This is a genomic window from Enterobacter sp. 4974935 (assembly GCF_058661735.1).
Genome location: NZ_JBZWGT010000003.1, coordinates 2010992 through 2027731, shown reverse-complemented (window position 1 = coordinate 2027731; position 16740 = coordinate 2010992). Strand labels below are relative to the sequence as shown.

Below are 16740 nucleotides of genomic sequence, written 5' to 3'. Positions count from 1 at the left end.
GAGCGTGATGCCTCACCCTCCGGCCATGTTATCGAAGCAGGAGAAATGTCATGAGCAAACTGTTGGACCGCTTCCGTTACTTCAAAACAAAAGGCGACAGTTTCGCCGATGGGCACGGCCAGGTGTACCACACCAACCGCGACTGGGAGGACAGCTACCGTCAGCGCTGGCAGTTCGACAAGATTGTGCGATCCACCCACGGCGTTAACTGCACCGGCTCCTGTAGCTGGAAGATTTATGTCAAAAATGGCCTGGTGACATGGGAAACCCAGCAGACCGACTACCCGCGTACCCGCCCCGACCTGCCTAACCACGAACCGCGCGGCTGCCCGCGTGGCGCAAGCTACTCCTGGTATCTCTACAGCGCCAACCGTCTCAAGTACCCGCTGGTACGCCGCAGGCTGATCGAACTCTGGCGCGAGGCGCTGGCGCAGCATACCGATCCAGTGCTGGCCTGGGATGCCATTCAGAACGATCCACAGAAAGCGCAAAGCTACAGAAAGGCGCGCGGTAAAGGCGGGTTTATCCGCTCAAACTGGAAAGAGCTTAACCAGCTGATTGCTGCCGCCAACGTCTGGACCATCAAAAATTACGGCCCGGATCGGGTGGCCGGTTTTTCGCCTATCCCGGCCATGTCGATGGTCTCTTATGCCGCCGGTACGCGCTATCTCTCCCTGCTCGGCGGCACCTGCCTGAGCTTCTATGACTGGTACTGCGATTTGCCTCCGGCATCGCCGATGACCTGGGGCGAGCAGACCGACGTGCCGGAATCGGCGGACTGGTACAACTCCAGCTATATCATTGCCTGGGGTTCGAACGTGCCGCAGACGCGTACCCCGGACGCCCACTTCTTTACCGAAGTGCGTTACAAAGGCACCAAGACCGTCGCCATTACGCCGGACTTCTCGGAGGTGGCGAAGCTCAGCGACCAGTGGCTGGCCCCCAAACAGGGTACCGACAGTGCCCTTGCCATGGCGATGGGGCATGTGATCCTCAAAGAGTTCCACCTTGATAACCCGAGCGATTACTTCCTCAACTATTGCCGCCGCTACACCGACATGCCGATGCTGGTCCTGCTGGATGAACAGGCTGACGGTCGCGTGGTGCCGGGCCGCATGCTGCGCGCGTCGGATCTGGCCGACGGGCTGGGTGAAACCAATAATCCGGAGTGGAAAACCATCGCCTTTGACGTCGCCGGAAATCTGGTGGCGCCGAACGGCTCTATCGGTTTCCGCTGGGGCGAAAAAGGCAAATGGAACCTGGAGTCGCTGGCCGCGGGACAGGAGACCGAGCTGACGCTTTCCCTGCTCATCACCCACGACAGTGTGGCAGACGTGGCCTTCCCTTACTTCGGGGGCAACGAGAACCCGCATTTCCGCAGCGTGAAGCAGGAGCCGGTGCTGACGCGCCGCGTACCGAGTAAAACCCTGACGCTGGCCGACGGTAGCCAGAGACGCGTGGTCAGCGTGTACGATCTGGTCCTCGCAAACTACGGCCTCGATCGCGGTCTGGAAGACAGTAACGCGGCGGCAAACTACGCCGAGATCAAAGCCTACACCCCGGCCTGGGGCGAACAAATTACCGGCGTCCCCGCTTACCTGATAGAAAAAATCGCCCGTGAATTTGCCGACACGGCGCACAAAACCCATGGTCGTTCGATGATCATCCTCGGGGCCGGTGTGAACCACTGGTACCACATGGACATGAACTACCGCGGGATGATCAACATGCTGGTCTTCTGCGGCTGCGTCGGGCAAAGCGGCGGCGGCTGGTCGCACTATGTCGGCCAGGAGAAACTGCGTCCGCAAACCGGCTGGCTGCCGCTGGCCTTCGCGCTGGACTGGAACCGTCCGCCGCGCCAGATGAACAGCACCTCTTACTTCTACAACCACGCCAGCCAGTGGCGCTATGAGAAGCTCACCGCACAGGAGCTGCTTTCTCCTCTTGCAGACGCGTCGAAATTCACCGGACATCTGATTGATTTCAACGTCCGCGCCGAGCGCATGGGCTGGCTCCCTTCCGCGCCGCAGCTCAACCTCAACCCGCTGCACGTTAAGGCCCGCGCCGACGCCGCCGGAATGTCGCCGCAGGATTACACCGTGCAGGCGTTAAAATCGGGCGATATTCGATTCGCCTGCGAACAGCCGGACAACGGCATGAACCACCCGCGCAACCTGTTTGTCTGGCGTTCTAACCTGCTTGGCTCGTCCGGAAAAGGCCATGAGTACATGCTAAAATACCTGCTTGGCACCGAGAGCGGGATTCAGGGCGAGGATTTAGGCTCAACGGATGATGTCAAACCTGAAGAGGTGGAATGGCAAACCGCCGCCATTGAGGGCAAGCTGGATCTGCTGGTGACGCTCGATTTCCGTATGTCCAGCACCTGCCTGTTCTCCGATATCGTCCTGCCGACCGCCACCTGGTATGAAAAAGACGATATGAATACCTCGGACATGCATCCGTTTATTCACCCGCTCTCTGCCGCCGTTGATCCCGCGTGGGAGTCCCGCAGTGACTGGGAGATCTACAAAGGCATCGCCAAAGTCTTCTCTGAAGTGTGCGTCGGGCATCTCGGCACCGAAACTGACGTGGTGCTACAGCCGCTACAGCATGACTCCCCGGGGGAACTGTCGCAGCCTTTTGATATTCTGGACTGGCGCAAAGGCGAGTGCGATCTCATCCCCGGTAAAACCGCGCCAAACATTGCGGTCGTCGAGCGCAACTATCCGGAAACCTACGAGCGCTTCACTTCTCTCGGTCCGCTGCTGGACAAACTCGGCAACGGCGGAAAAGGCATATCGTGGAACACGCAAAACGAAGTCGATTTCCTCGGCAAGCTCAATTACGTCAAGCTCGACGGCCCGGCCAAAGGCCGACCGCGCATTGAAACCGCCATTGATGCTTCAGAGGTGATCCTCGCTCTTGCGCCGGAAACCAACGGTCAGGTCGCGGTCAAAGCCTGGGAGGCCCTCGGCGAACTGACCGGGCGCGATCACACCCATCTGGCGCTGAACAAAGAAGACGAGAAAATTCGCTTCCGCGATATTCAGGCGCAGCCGCGCAAAATTATCTCCAGCCCAACGTGGTCCGGCCTTGAGAGCGAGCATGTCTCGTATAACGCAGGCTATACCAACGTTCACGAGCTGATCCCGTGGCGCACGATTTCCGGCCGCCAGCAGCTGTATCAGGATCACGCCTGGATGCGCGCCTTCGGTGAAAGTCTGGTGGCCTATCGTCCACCGATTGATACCCGCAGCGTCACCCATATGCGCGAGATCCCGCCGAATGGCTTCCCGGAAAAAGCGCTTAACTTCCTGACGCCGCACCAGAAATGGGGCATTCACTCCACCTACAGCGAAAACCTGCTGATGCAGACCCTGTCACGCGGGGGGCCAATCGTCTGGATCAGCGAAACCGACGCGCGCGAGCTGGGGATTGAGGACAACGACTGGATCGAAGCCTTCAACGCCAACGGCGCCCTCACCGCCCGCGCGGTGGTTAGCCAGCGCGTGCCGCCGGGCATGACCATGATGTACCACGCTCAGGAGCGCATTCTGAACATTCCGGGGTCAGAAGTGACCGGACGGCGCGGCGGGATCCACAACTCGGTCACCCGCGTCTGTCCGAAACCGACCCACATGATTGGCGGCTACGCGCAGCTGGCGTACAGCTTTAACTATTACGGCACCGTCGGCTCGAATCGCGACGAGTTCATTATGATCCGCAAAATGAAAAACATTAACTGGCTGGACGGCGAAGGTCGGGATCAGGTTCAGGAGGCGAAAAAATGAAAATACGCTCACAGGTTGGCATGGTACTGAATCTCGATAAATGCATTGGCTGCCACACCTGCTCGGTCACCTGTAAGAACGTCTGGACCGGGCGCGAAGGGATGGAGTATGCGTGGTTTAATAACGTCGAAACCAAACCGGGTATCGGCTATCCGAAAAACTGGGAAGATCAGGATGAGTGGCAAGGCGGATGGATCCGCAGTATTCACGGCAAGCTGACCCCGCGCCTCGGCGGAAAAATGGGCGTCCTGTCGAAAATTTTCGCCAACCCCGTGTTGCCGCAGATTGACGATTACTATGAACCTTTCACCTTCGATTACCAGGATCTGCACCGCGCCCCGGAGGGGGATCACCTCCCTACCGCCCGCCCCCGCTCGCTGATTGACGGTAAGCGGATGGATAAGATCGTCTGGGGGCCAAACTGGGAGGAGCTGCTGGGTGGCGAGTTCGAAAAACGCGCCCGCGACCGAAACTTTCAGAAGATCCAGAAAGAGATGTACGGTCAGTTCGAAAACACCTTCATGATGTACCTGCCGCGCCTGTGCGAGCATTGCCTCAACCCGAGTTGCGTTGCCACCTGCCCGAGCGGTGCGATTTACAAACGCGAAGAGGACGGCATTGTGCTGATCGACCAGGACAAATGCCGCGGCTGGCGTCTGTGTATTAGCGGCTGTCCGTACAAGAAAATCTACTTCAACTGGAAAAGCGGCAAGTCAGAGAAGTGCATCTTCTGCTATCCGCGCATCGAGTCCGGCCAGCCGACCGTCTGCTCAGAAACCTGCGTTGGACGCATCCGCTACCTTGGCGTGCTGTTGTATGACGCGGACCGTATTGAAGAGGCGGCCAGCACCGAGCATGAAACCGATCTGTATGAGCGCCAGTGCGACGTGTTCCTTAACCCGAACGATCCGGCGGTGATTGAAGAAGCCCTGAAGCAGGGCATCCCGCAGAACGTCATCGACGCAGCGCAGCGTTCCCCGGTTTACAAAATGGCGATGGACTGGAAGCTCGCCCTGCCGCTGCATCCGGAATACCGCACCCTGCCGATGGTCTGGTATGTGCCGCCGCTGTCACCGATTCAGTCCTACGCGGACGCGGGTGGTCTGCCGCAGAGCGACGGCGTACTGCCTGCGGTCGAAAGCCTGCGCATCCCGGTGCAATACCTGGCAAATATGCTCAGCGCGGGCGATACCGGCCCGGTGCTGCGCGCTCTGAAGCGCATGATGGCGATGCGCCACTACAAACGCTCCCAGACCGTGGAAGGCGTGACCGATACCCGCGCCATTGAGGAAGTGGGCCTGACCGAAGCGCAGGTTGAGGAGATGTACCGCTATCTGGCCATCGCTAACTACGAAGACCGCTTCGTGATCCCGACCAGCCACCGCGAAATGGCGCGCGACGCCTTCCCGGAGAAAAACGGCTGCGGCTTCACCTTCGGTGACGGCTGTCACGGCTCCGACACCAGGTTCAACCTCTTCAACAGCAGCCGCATCGACGCGATCAACATTACCGAGGTGCGCGATCACGGGGAGGGAGAATAATGCAGATCCTTAAAATCATCGCGCTACTGATTGAGTATCCCGATGAGCTGCTTTGGGATAACCGTGAAGAAGCGCTTTCCCTGGTGGAACAGGATGCGCCCATGCTACTGCCGTTTGCGCAGCAGCACCTGAGCGCCCCGCTGCTGGATAAGCAGGCCGAATGGTGTGAAGTTTTCGAGCGGGGGCGCGCGACTTCACTACTGCTGTTCGAGCACGTTCACGCCGAGTCCCGCGATCGCGGTCAGGCGATGGTCGACCTGATGAGCCAGTATGAGAAAGCCGGGCTGGAGCTGGATTGCCGCGAGCTGCCGGACTATCTGCCGCTCTATCTGGAATATCTCAGTATCGTCAGCGACGACGAGGCGCGTGAAGGGCTGCAAAACGTCGCGCCTATACTGGCGCTGATTGGAGGCCGCCTGAAACAGCGCGAGGTAGCGCATTACCAGCTGTTTGACGCCCTGCTGTCGCTGGCGGAAACACGGCTTTCCAGCGACAGCGTGGCGAAACAGGTATCCGGTGAAAAACGGGATGATACCCGTCAGGCGCTGGACGCCGTGTGGGAAGAGGAACAGGTCAAGTTTATCGAAGACAACGCCACATCGTGCGACAGTTCGCCGATGCAGCAATATCAACGACGCTTTAGCCAGGACGTCGCGCCGCAGTACGTGGACGTCAGCGCCGGAGGCCCAAAATGACTCATTACCTGAACGTGTTTTTCTATGACATTTATCCGTACATCTGCGCCACCGTCTTCTTCCTCGGCAGTTGGTTGCGCTACGACTATGGGCAGTACACCTGGCGGGCGTCATCAAGCCAGATGCTCAGCAAGCGCGGGATGAACTGGGCTTCGAACCTGTTTCATATTGGGATTCTGGGGATCTTCTTCGGGCACCTGTTCGGCATGTTAACCCCGCACTGGATGTACGCCTGGTTTTTACCCGTCGCGGTTAAACAGCAGTTAGCCATGATTGCGGGAGGTATTTGCGGGGTGCTGACGCTGATCGGTGGGTCGATGCTGCTGATCCGCCGCCTGTTCAACCAGCGGGTGCGTGCCACGTCCACCACGCCGGATATTATCATCATGAGTATCCTGCTGCTTCAGTGCATCCTTGGGCTGTCGACCATTCCTTTCTCCGCCCAGTATCCTGATGGAAGCGAGATGATGAAGCTGGTGGGCTGGGCGCAGGGGATCGTCACGTTTAAGGGAGGCTCGTCGGAAATGCTGAGCGGCGTCGCGCCGATCTTCCGCGTGCATCTGGTGCTGGGGATGACGATCTTCCTTATCTTCCCGTTCACCCGTCTGGTGCACGTTTGGAGTGCGCCGTTTGAGTATTTCACCCGTCGCTATCAGGTGGTGAGATCGCGCCGTTGATTTTGTCGGGTGGCGGCTTCGCCTTACCCGACCTACGTTTCAAGCCGCTGTAGGCCCGGTAAGGCGTAGCCGCCACCGGGCCGCACTGTCAGAACAGCGTACTTCCGCTGACGACTGAAATAACCAACAGCAGCAGCAACACTGCGACGATCAGACCAAAAGCCAGTAACGCCGCATGAAAAGCGAGCGTAGCCCCAGAAAAAAACAGTGCGCCACTCACCCCCCATCGGTTCTCTTTGCGCATCCCACCCGTGAAGGCAAGCCCTAATGCCACCACAGACAAAATTACTCCGCTATTGATAAGAATACTGTCGATATCGACCGTTTTCTTTTTCGCCTCAACGGTCGGTTGTTCCCCTTTGATGCCAGCAATAATCCCTTTTTTCACCGCCGAAACCTTTTCAGCCACAACAATTTCAAGCGCTGTCGACTTTGTTGAAAAAGGACCAAAGGTGAACTGCACTAATGAGACAAGCAGTGCAATAACCCCGAGTAACATTCCCACTGAACTGAATTTATTCCGCAACAAGATTTCCATATCAGCATGCCTTCGATGATGTTTAAACTAACCCGCCGAATGGCGGCCTACGTTCGGGCACCCGTAGGCCCGGTAAGGCGTAGCCGCCACCGGGCTATTTACCTGCCTGTGGATGCGTATCAAACCCCGCCATCACGGCCGTCAGCTCGGCCAGGGTAAAGCCGTGCTTCGGGTCATCAACGCCCAGGCCAAACCGCGCCTGCATCAGCTTATACAGCGCCTCCGCATCCGGCAAATGGATCTGCTCCTCCACATGCCCGTTCTGCCAGTGGGTAAAATTAAAGTTGGTCAGCGTCAGCTTGCCCCCGTCCGGCAGGTGGCGACACATCAGCAGGTGATGACGGAAATGGGACTGCGGCCAGTGCGCCGACCAGAAGTTTCCCATCACGTAATCGTTGAAGTACTGGGTCGCCAGGTCAAAATGGTACATCGACTGCCAGTGCTCGTGATGGCGGAATTGCAGTACCCAGTCGTTACCCTCGCTCAGCAAACGATAACGCCCGTGTGGGGTTTCCTGTTCCTCGTTGGCGATCAAACGAATCGGCGCCGTCAGCGTTTGTCCGCCAAATCCCACATCGGCGATCCAGCGCTCGCCGTTCAGCTCAACCAGCAGCAACCGGTGCGTACGCGGCGGCATCTGCGACGGATTGGCCAGCACAACCCGCCCCAGCACGCTGCGCACCGTAAACCCGACTTCGCGCAACACCCGCTCAAACAGGCCGTTTTGCTCGAAGCAATACCCCCCCCGACGTGCGGTGACCAGTTTATCCACCAGACACCCGTCGTCCAGATGGATTTCCCGCGGCAAAACGACGTCAATATTTTCAAAAGGGATCGCGCAGTTATGGTGTAAATGGAGCCCCCGCAGGGTATCGATATTAACCTGTACGGGCTGCTGCCAGCCCGTGCGGGCAAAATAAGCACTCAGAAATGGGGACATGATTTGCTCCATGATGTGATATCCCCTGTTTATAAACTATTTTCCCTTATGCATATGCGCAAAAGTGCTTTTTCGGCATACTCATCGTGTACATGAGGAGATCCTATGAGCCACTTTCGTCCTGTTGAATTACGTCATGCCAGCCGTCTTCTGAATCACGGTCCAACCGTGCTCATCACCAGTCGGGATGAGACCATCGATCGTCGCAACGTCATGGCCGCCGCATGGTCTATGCCGGTGGAATTTGAACCCCCGCGTATCGCGATCGTGGTAGACAAAAGCGCGTGGTCACGGGAGTTGATCGAACGCAGCGGGAAATTCGGCATTGTGATCCCCGGCGTGGCGGCAGCCAACTGGACCTGGGCGGTCGGCAGCGTCAGCGGGCGCGACGAGGATAAATTTAACTGCTACGGGATCCCTGTTATTCATGGCCCTGAGCTTGGTCTGCCGGTTATAGAAGAGAAATGTCTGGCGTGGATGGAGTGTCGGTTATTACCTGTCACTTCTGCGGCCGAGAAATATGACACCCTGTTTGGCGAAGTGGTTTCCGCCGCGGCAGATGAACGCGCATTTGTCTCCGGACGCTGGCAGTTTGACGGGGATAAGCTGAATACGCTGCATCATCTGGGGGCCGGGACGTTTGTGACGAGTGGGAAGATGGTGAAGGCGCTTGATTGATTTTTTAATTATACCCATCTGAAATATATAAAATTTCTATGGCATTTTATGTTTATCATAACGATGTTAAACGGAGGATATTTCAGAAGCTGTTGCATAAACAATCTTTCGTAAAGGAAATATCCATGTCATGGAACAAAGATGGCGCAATATCATATGCGAAATCACACGCGCAACCCAGCAGCACGGGTTATTGTGCTCGTTACGTAACAGAAGCGATCAGAGCGGGTGGTCGATTAAAAATCCCCAACACGCGTCTGGCAAAAGATATGGGGCGCACATTAGTCAATGCAGGCTTACCGCAACATACAACCTCATTACGAACTGTTCAGGCATGATTAATGAAACCACTCTACTTTTTACTTTTCGCCCTTTCTCCGCTCGCGGCCGCAGAAAACATTTATGCACCGGGTCAGGAGGCGCTTAAATTCAATCAATGGTATATAGCGCAGTTAGATCAGAACAAACCGCCCGTACTCAATCCAGACATTATGAACGAGTACGTAGCCTCAGGGACCATTGCAGCAATTAAAGAAATGTACTCTGGCGACAATAACGACAAAGATATGCCCGATGCGGATATGTTTATCAAAGCGCAGGACTGGGATGATGACTGGAATCAGATAACCGTCTTACATTCTGATTTTGACGCCGTTTGCACAAACGTCTATGTCGCATTTGGTAAGAAGCAAGATCATGTTATTGCAGATTGTCTCGTTGAAGAGCAAGGAAAATGGAAAGTGCGATCGGCGACGCTAATTAAGTAACAGACATAAACTCCCTGTCGTAATAATAAAAACACATGGTAGCCAAATGACTACCATGTGCAATTAATTAACTCTTCACGCGCTTCGCAATAATCTCATCCGCCACATTCCGCGGAGCTTCCGCAAAATGATGGAACTCCATCGTATACGTCGCGCGCCCCTGGGACATCGAGCGCAGCGTAGTGGCGTAGCCAAACATTTCAGCCAGTGGGACGTCAGCGCGAATAATCTGGCTGCCGTACTGCTCTGCCATCCCCTGCACCATGCCGCGGCGGGAGGAGAGATCGCCCATAATGTTCCCGGCATACTCTTCCGGCGTTTCCACCTCAACGTGCATCACCGGCTCAAGAATAACCGGATCCGCCCGCCGCGCGCCCTCTTTGAAGCCGAGGATCGCCGCCATGCGGAAGGCCATCTCCGAGGAGTCAACGTCATGGTAGGAACCAAACGTCAGGGTCGCTTTCACATCGACAACCGGATAGCCCGCCAGCACACCCGTATTCATGGCTTCTCGCAAGCCTTTTTCCACCGACGGGATGTACTCCCGGGGCACTACCCCGCCTTTGGTGGCATCTTCAAACACAAAACCACTTCCGGCTGCTAACGGCTCCAGACTCAGGACCACATGACCGTACTGCCCTTTCCCGCCGGACTGTCGGACAAATTTACCTTCAATATCCTTCACCGCTTTACGCAGGGTTTCACGGTAGGTGACCTGTGGACGACCAATGTTTGCCTCAACGCCAAACTCACGCTTCATGCGGTCAACGATGATTTCGAGATGCAGTTCGCCCATCCCGGAGATAATGGTCTGACCGGACTCTTCGTCCGTGTGCAGGCGGAAAGACGGATCCTCCGCCGCCAGGCGCTGTAGGGCGATCCCCATTTTCTCCTGATCGGCCTTGGTTTTCGGCTCAATCGCCAGCGAAATAACCGGGTCCGGGAACTCCATCCGTTCAAGGGTGATCACCGCATTCGGGTCGGTCAGCGTGTCACCGGTGGTGACGTCTTTCAGCCCGACACAGGCTGCGATATCCCCTGTGCGCAACTCGTCCACCTCATGGCGGTCGTTGGCATGCATCAGCACGATGCGCCCGATTCGCTCTTTTTTGCCCTTCACCGGGTTATAAACCGCGTCGCCTTTGCGCAGTATGCCGGAATAGACGCGAATAAAGGTCAACTGTCCGACGTACGGATCGCTCATCAGCTTGAAGGCCAGCGCAGAGAATGGTTCATCATCGCTTGGGTGGCGCTCGGCGTGCTGTCCATCTTCGTCTACCCCATCAATAGCGGGCACGTCCAGTGGAGACGGCATCAATTCAATCACCGCGTCGAGCATGCGCTGCACACCCTTGTTCTTGAAAGCGCTGCCGCACAGCATGGGCTGTATTTCACCGGAGATCGTCCGGATCCGTAGCCCTTTGATGATTTCAGCTTCATCCAGTTCGCCCGTCTCAAGGTACTTATCCATAAGCTCATCGCTGGCTTCTGCCGCAGACGAGACCATTTTTTCTCGCCACGTCTGGGCGGTGCTCAGCAGATCGTCGGGCACCGGCGCGTAGGTGAACGCCATGCCCTGGGTCGCATCATCCCAAAGAATGGTGCGCATCTTGATGAGATCAACCACGCCGGTGAAGTGTTCCTCTGCGCCCACGGGGATCACAATCGGGACCGGATTAGCTTTCAGCCGCTCCTGCATCATCCGCACCACGCGGAAGAAATCCGCACCCGGGCGGTCCATTTTGTTGACGAATGCCAGACGCGGGACGTGATATTTATTCGCCTGACGCCAGACGGTTTCCGACTGCGGCTGCACGCCGCCGACGGAGTCATAAACCATCACCGCGCCGTCGAGCACACGCATGGAACGTTCCACCTCAATGGTGAAATCCACATGCCCGGGGGTGTCGATAATATTGATGCGGTGCGGTTCAAAGCCTCTGTCCATGCCGGGCCAAAAACAGCTCACCGCCGCCGACGTAATGGTGATCCCGCGCTCCTGCTCCTGCGCCATCCAGTCGGTGGTTGCCGCGCCATCGTGTACTTCACCCAGCTTGTGGCTCATCCCGGTGTAAAACAGGATGCGCTCAGTGGTGGTTGTTTTGCCCGCATCGATATGCGCGGAGATACCGATGTTGCGATAACGTTCGAGTGGAATGGGTCGGGGCATGATATTTCCTTACGTCTTCATGACGGGTTTGTGACGACCAGGATAGTCGCGTGTTTGTTCGTTTGTTATAATAGTCCTATTGTACGAGTATTATCGAACTATTTTTTAACGGTTGACCTATTGTTGATATAGCTCAATCTCACGCGAGACGCAGGAAAACGATGATCCCAAACCACCCGGAACCTGAACAAATACTGCTGGAAAATGTGCTGTTCGCCCTCGGCAATCCGCTGCGGCTGGCGATTATTCGACGGCTGGCCGACGGCAGTGAGCTGAGCTGCAACGCGCTGCGCCCGGACGAGGTGGTGAAATCAACCATGACTCACCACTGGCGTGTACTGCGCGACAGCGGCGTGATCTGGCAGCGCCCGCAGGGGCGCGAGAATATGATTTCACTGAGAAGAGAAGATCTGGACGCCCGCTTTCCGGGGCTGATGGCGATCCTGTTACAGTCGAAATCATAAGCGCACTGACTGTTGCCTTTCGGCCAGCGCGCGCAGCGTAGCTTTGAGCCAGTTCGTAACGCCTCGTTTCCCGCTGCGCTTGTGCGAATAAATTTTTACTTCAAACGGACTGATGTGGAACGGTAAATCAAAAATTTTAATACGGGTAGCTGGCAGCAGCTTTTCAGCGGCGAATCGAGGTAACGCCATCAGCAGATCGCTTTCTGCAATAACAAACGGGGCGCTGAGCATAGACGGGGTTTTGATCGCAATGTGTCGGGTATAACCCATGCGTTCCAGCTGCAAATCCAGCACCCCCTGCTTCTCATTCCACGGCGTAACCACAAGATGCCGGGCGGCGAGATAATCCTCTAGCGTGAGCGCGCTCCGGCTCGCATTGCTAATCACCACATATTCATCTTCGAACCAGCTGATCTCTTCCAGCTCCGGGTACCGGCGATCCTCAATGGTGCTGAATCCCAAGGCCAGATCCACCTCTCCTGCCAGTAATTCCGTCAACGCCGGGCTGTGCGGCAAATATCGTAATTCCAGACGCAAGCCAGGCGCCGCTTGTTGAAGCGTATTCATGAGCGCAGGGAATATGCAGAACGCGGTAAAGTCCGTTATCGCGATCTGCAAACACGCTGTACTAATAGCAGGATCAAATTCCGGCTGCGGCGACAGCTCCTGGTCGAGATATTTCAGGGCCGATGCAATAACTGGCGCAAGCTGTGTTGCATAGACGCTGGGACACATTCGATGTCCTTCCCGGTAGAACAGCGGGTCGTTGAGCGAAACACGCAGCCGTGACAGGGCATGGCTGAGCGCCGAGGTGCTCATCGCCAGCTCATCTGCCGCAAGTCGAACGGAACTGTGGCGATAAATCGCGTCAAAAACCGGCAGAAGGTTTAAATCAAGGCGCCTTAAGGCTGGATGCATAATATTCATCATTTATTGATTTCATTGCACTTAATTCTTCTGACATTAGCCTTTATGCTTATCCCCATCAACTACAAACAAAGATAAAGGGAAAGGAATGAGCATTACGATTCGTCAGGCGCGACCTGAAGATGCAGCGGCAATATACGATATGATTTACGAACTCGCAGTCTATGAAAAAGCGCCAGAAGAAGTGGTCACCACGCCGGACGAAATCCGTAAAACGCTGTTTGGTGCAGACAGTAAAACCGAAGCGCTGGTTGCCGAATATGCAGGCCATGCTGTGGGGTATGCCGTTTTTTTCACCAGCTATTCCACCTGGCTTGGCCGCAACGGCATCTATATGGAAGATTTGTATGTCTCCCCGGAATACCGCAGCAAGGGTGCGGGAAAAGCACTGCTTAAAAATATCGCGCAATGCGCAGTGGAACGTCACTGCGGCCGGCTGGAATGGAGCGTGCTTGACTGGAACCAGTCTGCAATTGATTTTTATCTGAGCATCGGCGCGGTACCGCAGTCCGAATGGGTACGCTATCGTCTTGATGGCGAGGCATTGCGGGCATTTGCTGAGTAGCAATGCCATCGCGTGAAACGCCCCTCTTTCTAAGGGGCATAATGTCAATGAAAGCGTTGCTGAAGCACGGTATATCTGAGAAAGAGCTTACCGTCTTTTTTTGTTTTCTCTGAGACGCTCGACGATTCAGCGGCCGAGGTTCATTCCGGCTGCGTCAGGCTGTATACGGGGATCCGCCGGGTTGTCATCGTTAGCGTATCAAACACCTCAGTCTCTGACGTCACAATCCTCGTGCCCGTTTTTCTAAGCCTCTGCACATCGGCCGCGATGCGCTGAATGCCAAACCAGAAAAGCCCGTCGAGCGCCGTTACAGATAGTCCATTTTCGAGTGCCAGTTTGAGTCGTTCCCTGGGCGCTTTCACCTGCTGTGCAATTTGCCGGTAAGGTACTTCACTTCCGCCAGTGCTGTCGCTTCGCTGGATCCGCGTTTTCAGGTGATAGGTAAATTCGTCAGGAACGCCTTCCAGGTCCTGTTTAAGGCTGTAAACGCAGCCAAACCGCTTGCCGTTGAACAGGACATTTTTTTGACTGAGCTGGAACTCATTTCTGATCCCATCAATCAACTGCGGGGCGCGGGTGAGGAGTAACCGGAAGGGAAGCTCAAAGCTGGTCACATAATCCACATTCAACAGCGCGAGACGCAAACGCTCTTCCGCACCGGATTTTTGCTCGCGACACTCGCGCATCACTTCTGCCCACTGGCGGGTCAGACGTTCTGGCTCGGCGACTTCGGTGAGGAGATATTTTTCAAGGTGATAGTCGACTCTTCCGGTCATATTTTGCATCCCGACAAGGTGGATGCGGTAATTCTATCCAGCGGCGCAGATTTTATAAAGGGCGGAGCGCAACGGCATCCGCCCCCTGTGCTACTGCTGGATACTCGACCGATCCGACATATCGCTGGCAGCGAAAGTTCTGACTGAGGACTGGACCTGTTTTTTTCGCGCATACCGGTCCGGTTGCCCTTCAGGACGCGTTTTGAAGCGACGATGCAGCCACATATATTGCTCGGGTGCCATCATCACCGCACGCTCAATTGCCCTGTTCATCTGCGTAGCCACGGCCACTTTATCGCCTCCCTGCAAGGTATCGCTAATATCGTCCAGGATAATCAGCTCATACCCTGTGCCGTCTGCTTTTCTGCGTGGTACAAACGGGATCACGGCCGGTCTGGCACTTTTCACCAGCATATAGCTCCCGGCAGTTGTCGCGGCGTCCGGGACGGCAAAAAACGGCACAAACACGCTATTCGTTTTTCCATAGTCGTGATCCGGGGCATACCACAGGATCTCATTTTGCTTAAGCGCGCGGATCATGCCCTTCAAATCGTAACGGTCGAGCATGGTTTTATTGGAACGCAGACGACCGCGCGTCTGTAGCCAGTCGAGCAACGCATTGTTGTTGGGACGATAGACACCAATACCCGCGTTGAGCATGCCAAAGATGCGTGCGCCTAATTCCAGCGTGAGAAAATGCATGCCAATGAGCACCACGCCCCTTCCTTGCGCCCTTGCCTGTTCCATATGTTCGTAGCCGGTCACGCTGAAGTGTTTGCGCACGCGCCAGTCAGGCCAGAACCACGCGATGCCCGTTTCGATGACGCCCATTCCAACCGATTCAAAATTACGCTCAAGCAAACGCTCGCGCTCACCCTCTTTCATCTCCGGAAAGCAAAGCTCAAGATTTCGTCTGGCGATTTCCACGCGGCGTGGAAGCAGACGCATGGCCAGACGCCCGAGTCCGTGCCCTGCTTTTAACAGAAGCGGATACGGAAGCTGAACCGTGCCCCAGAGCGCAGCAATGCCTGCCCAACTGAGCCAGTAACGAGGATGCATAAAGGCGAGTGAAAACCGAGGTAATTTTGTCATGAAAAAATTATCCTTTTACTATCTGTACTTAATCTGGTGCAGTTGTAGTGCTTACCTGCTGATTTAACGAATATTGTTTGGAGGAGTGAATTGTAGCGGAAACGTTGTGCTGTTTATTATCGATTTTTGCGAAAGGAATGAAAGGCGGGGATCGCCGGGTGATACTGCACCACCCGGCAGGCGAGTTACATCGAATAGCCGGGCTTCTTAATCAGTTCATCCAGTTTAGGTCCAATCTCGGTATCCCAGACCTGCGCCTTCCAGTCAGCTTCCTGGACTTCGTGAAGCGCCACGGAGATTGAGCGATCTTTGCTGTTCAGATGACGGACTATCGTTTCGGCGATATCCGCCGCCAGGGCCGTTTTTTGTTCGTCAGTCAGATCGCGTGGAAAACATTTGATATCAACGTGAGGCATGGGCAGGGCTCCTTTTATAGGTTAGCGTTCCACGTTATCAGATTATGTCGTTAGCTTTTAGCACCTTGTGCAGTTCTGGCAACGCGCAGACGGCATCCGCGATGGCGGTGATATTAGGTGCGTTGGTGGTAAACCACTCATGACCTGGCCCCCAGGTACGCACGACGGCAATATAGACGTCAAGCAGCGTAAGCTGTTGGCCAAAGGCATAAGGCGAGGCGCTGAGCTGGCTGTCAAACCACAGATAGAGGGATTTCCGGTACTCAATACAGTTTTTCTTCAGCTGTTCCGGGGCATCAGGCACCCAGCGTTCCGGGTAATCTGCATACGTAAAGGTGGGATAGACGTTCGCCACAAACCAGATGAGCAGGCGCTGAAACTGCTGGCGCTCGGCCTGCCCAACGGGCGGCGCGAGGTCGGGTCGTCTGTCGAGCACCATCAGGGCGATCGCCGCGGTTTCCGTCACGATCGCCCCATTTTCCAGCTCCAGCGTCGGCACCTGGCACAGCGGGTTCAGTTTCAACAGCAATTCGCGCTGCGGGCCGGGCTGGTCAAACCCATCCACGTTGACGAACTGATACGGGATGTCTGCCAGAGTCAGCATCACCTCACTGATTGCCGATCCCCAGCCGGGTACGCCATAGAGTTTGATCATGTTGCCTCCTCAGGGCTGAAAACCCTAAGTGTAGAGCAGTAGGACCAG

General features: G+C 55.8%; 17 protein-coding genes. 9 read left to right on the top strand and 8 right to left on the bottom strand.

Annotated elements, in window-relative coordinates:
* Window positions 1–50 precede the first annotated feature (50 nt).
* The 4 genes from AC4OVS_RS10945 to narI are packed head-to-tail and all read left to right on the top strand — an operon-like array spanning window position 51 to window position 6704.
* Window positions 51–3791: a nitrate reductase subunit alpha gene (locus tag AC4OVS_RS10945; protein WP_063145867.1), complete on the top strand. Its 3741-nt coding sequence runs from the start codon at window positions 51–53 to the stop codon at window positions 3789–3791.
* Window positions 3788–5332 carry a nitrate reductase subunit beta gene (narH, locus tag AC4OVS_RS10940; RefSeq protein ID WP_023306263.1) on the top strand — a complete coding sequence of 515 codons (1545 nt, stop codon included), beginning with the start codon at window positions 3788–3790 and terminating at the stop codon, window positions 5330–5332. Before AC4OVS_RS10945 ends, narH begins: the two co-directional genes overlap by 4 nt.
* A complete protein-coding gene (gene narW / locus AC4OVS_RS10935) occupies window positions 5332–6027 on the top strand; it encodes a nitrate reductase molybdenum cofactor assembly chaperone (protein ID WP_022648213.1) in 696 nt (231 codons plus the stop codon). The genes narH and narW overlap by 1 nt, the downstream gene beginning before the upstream one ends.
* Entirely contained in the window at window positions 6024–6704 is a 681-nt protein-coding gene (gene narI / locus AC4OVS_RS10930) for a respiratory nitrate reductase subunit gamma (RefSeq protein WP_022648214.1), read from the top strand. The genes narW and narI overlap by 4 nt, the downstream gene beginning before the upstream one ends.
* An 88-nt stretch (window positions 6705–6792) precedes the next feature.
* Here the strand turns inward: narI and AC4OVS_RS10925 are convergent, their stop codons facing one another.
* Window positions 6793–7242 carry a hypothetical protein gene (locus AC4OVS_RS10925; RefSeq protein WP_047365085.1) on the bottom strand — a complete coding sequence of 150 codons (450 nt, stop codon included), beginning with the start codon at window positions 7240–7242 and terminating at the stop codon, window positions 6793–6795.
* A 94-nt stretch (window positions 7243–7336) separates the two neighbouring features.
* On the bottom strand, window positions 7337–8182 hold the full coding sequence (nhoA, locus tag AC4OVS_RS10920) for an N-hydroxyarylamine O-acetyltransferase (protein ID WP_017693381.1): 846 nt from the start codon (window positions 8180–8182) through the stop codon (window positions 7337–7339).
* 105 nt (window positions 8183–8287) lie between these two features.
* Here nhoA and AC4OVS_RS10915 point away from each other — a divergent pair, with 105 nt between their 5' ends.
* The 3 genes from AC4OVS_RS10915 to AC4OVS_RS10905 all read left to right on the top strand — a co-directional run bounded on the left by AC4OVS_RS10915 (window position 8288) and on the right by AC4OVS_RS10905 (window position 9627).
* Window positions 8288–8860: a flavin reductase family protein gene (locus AC4OVS_RS10915; protein ID WP_045622528.1), complete on the top strand. Its 573-nt coding sequence runs from the start codon at window positions 8288–8290 to the stop codon at window positions 8858–8860.
* Between the two features lie 125 nt (window positions 8861–8985).
* Window positions 8986–9198 carry a hypothetical protein gene (locus tag AC4OVS_RS10910; protein ID WP_223862043.1) on the top strand — a complete coding sequence of 71 codons (213 nt, stop codon included), beginning with the start codon at window positions 8986–8988 and terminating at the stop codon, window positions 9196–9198.
* Window positions 9199–9201: 3 nt separating this feature from the next.
* Window positions 9202–9627 carry a DUF3828 domain-containing protein gene (locus AC4OVS_RS10905; protein ID WP_250116436.1) on the top strand — a complete coding sequence of 142 codons (426 nt, stop codon included), beginning with the start codon at window positions 9202–9204 and terminating at the stop codon, window positions 9625–9627.
* Window positions 9628–9694: 67 nt separating this feature from the next.
* Here the strand turns inward: AC4OVS_RS10905 and fusA are convergent, their stop codons facing one another.
* On the bottom strand, window positions 9695–11797 hold the full coding sequence (gene fusA / locus AC4OVS_RS10900; protein WP_023300184.1) for an elongation factor G: 2103 nt from the start codon (window positions 11795–11797) through the stop codon (window positions 9695–9697).
* A gap of 161 nt (window positions 11798–11958) precedes the next feature.
* Here fusA and AC4OVS_RS10895 point away from each other — a divergent pair, with 161 nt between their 5' ends.
* A complete protein-coding gene (locus AC4OVS_RS10895) occupies window positions 11959–12261 on the top strand; it encodes an ArsR/SmtB family transcription factor (protein WP_022648218.1) in 303 nt (100 codons plus the stop codon).
* Here the strand turns inward: AC4OVS_RS10895 and AC4OVS_RS10890 are convergent.
* Window positions 12256–13191, bottom strand: a complete 936-nt coding sequence (locus tag AC4OVS_RS10890) for a LysR family transcriptional regulator (protein ID WP_491922394.1) — start codon at window positions 13189–13191, stop codon at window positions 12256–12258. The genes AC4OVS_RS10895 and AC4OVS_RS10890 overlap by 6 nt on opposite strands.
* A gap of 85 nt (window positions 13192–13276) precedes the next feature.
* Here AC4OVS_RS10890 and AC4OVS_RS10885 point away from each other — a divergent pair, with 85 nt between their 5' ends.
* Complete coding sequence (locus AC4OVS_RS10885) at window positions 13277–13753, top strand: GNAT family N-acetyltransferase (RefSeq protein WP_022648220.1); 477 nt, start codon at window positions 13277–13279, stop codon at window positions 13751–13753.
* Between the two features lie 140 nt (window positions 13754–13893).
* On the opposite strand, the gene AC4OVS_RS10880 is transcribed toward AC4OVS_RS10885, so the two are convergent.
* The 4 genes from AC4OVS_RS10880 to AC4OVS_RS10865 form a co-directional block, all read right to left on the bottom strand.
* Entirely contained in the window at window positions 13894–14529 is a 636-nt protein-coding gene (locus AC4OVS_RS10880; protein ID WP_022648221.1) for an ECs1377 family protein, read from the bottom strand.
* 90 nt (window positions 14530–14619) lie between these two features.
* Window positions 14620–15621 carry a Kdo(2)-lipid IV(A) acyltransferase gene (locus AC4OVS_RS10875; RefSeq protein WP_171936113.1) on the bottom strand — a complete coding sequence of 334 codons (1002 nt, stop codon included), beginning with the start codon at window positions 15619–15621 and terminating at the stop codon, window positions 14620–14622.
* A gap of 185 nt (window positions 15622–15806) precedes the next feature.
* The gene (gene pptA, locus AC4OVS_RS10870) at window positions 15807–16037 is read right to left on the bottom strand and encodes a tautomerase PptA (RefSeq protein ID WP_022648223.1); all 231 of its coding nucleotides are present in this window, start codon (window positions 16035–16037) and stop codon (window positions 15807–15809) included.
* A gap of 37 nt (window positions 16038–16074) precedes the next feature.
* Window positions 16075–16692 carry a glutathione S-transferase family protein gene (locus AC4OVS_RS10865; RefSeq protein ID WP_022648224.1) on the bottom strand — a complete coding sequence of 206 codons (618 nt, stop codon included), beginning with the start codon at window positions 16690–16692 and terminating at the stop codon, window positions 16075–16077.
* Window positions 16693–16740: the final 48 nt, after the last annotated feature.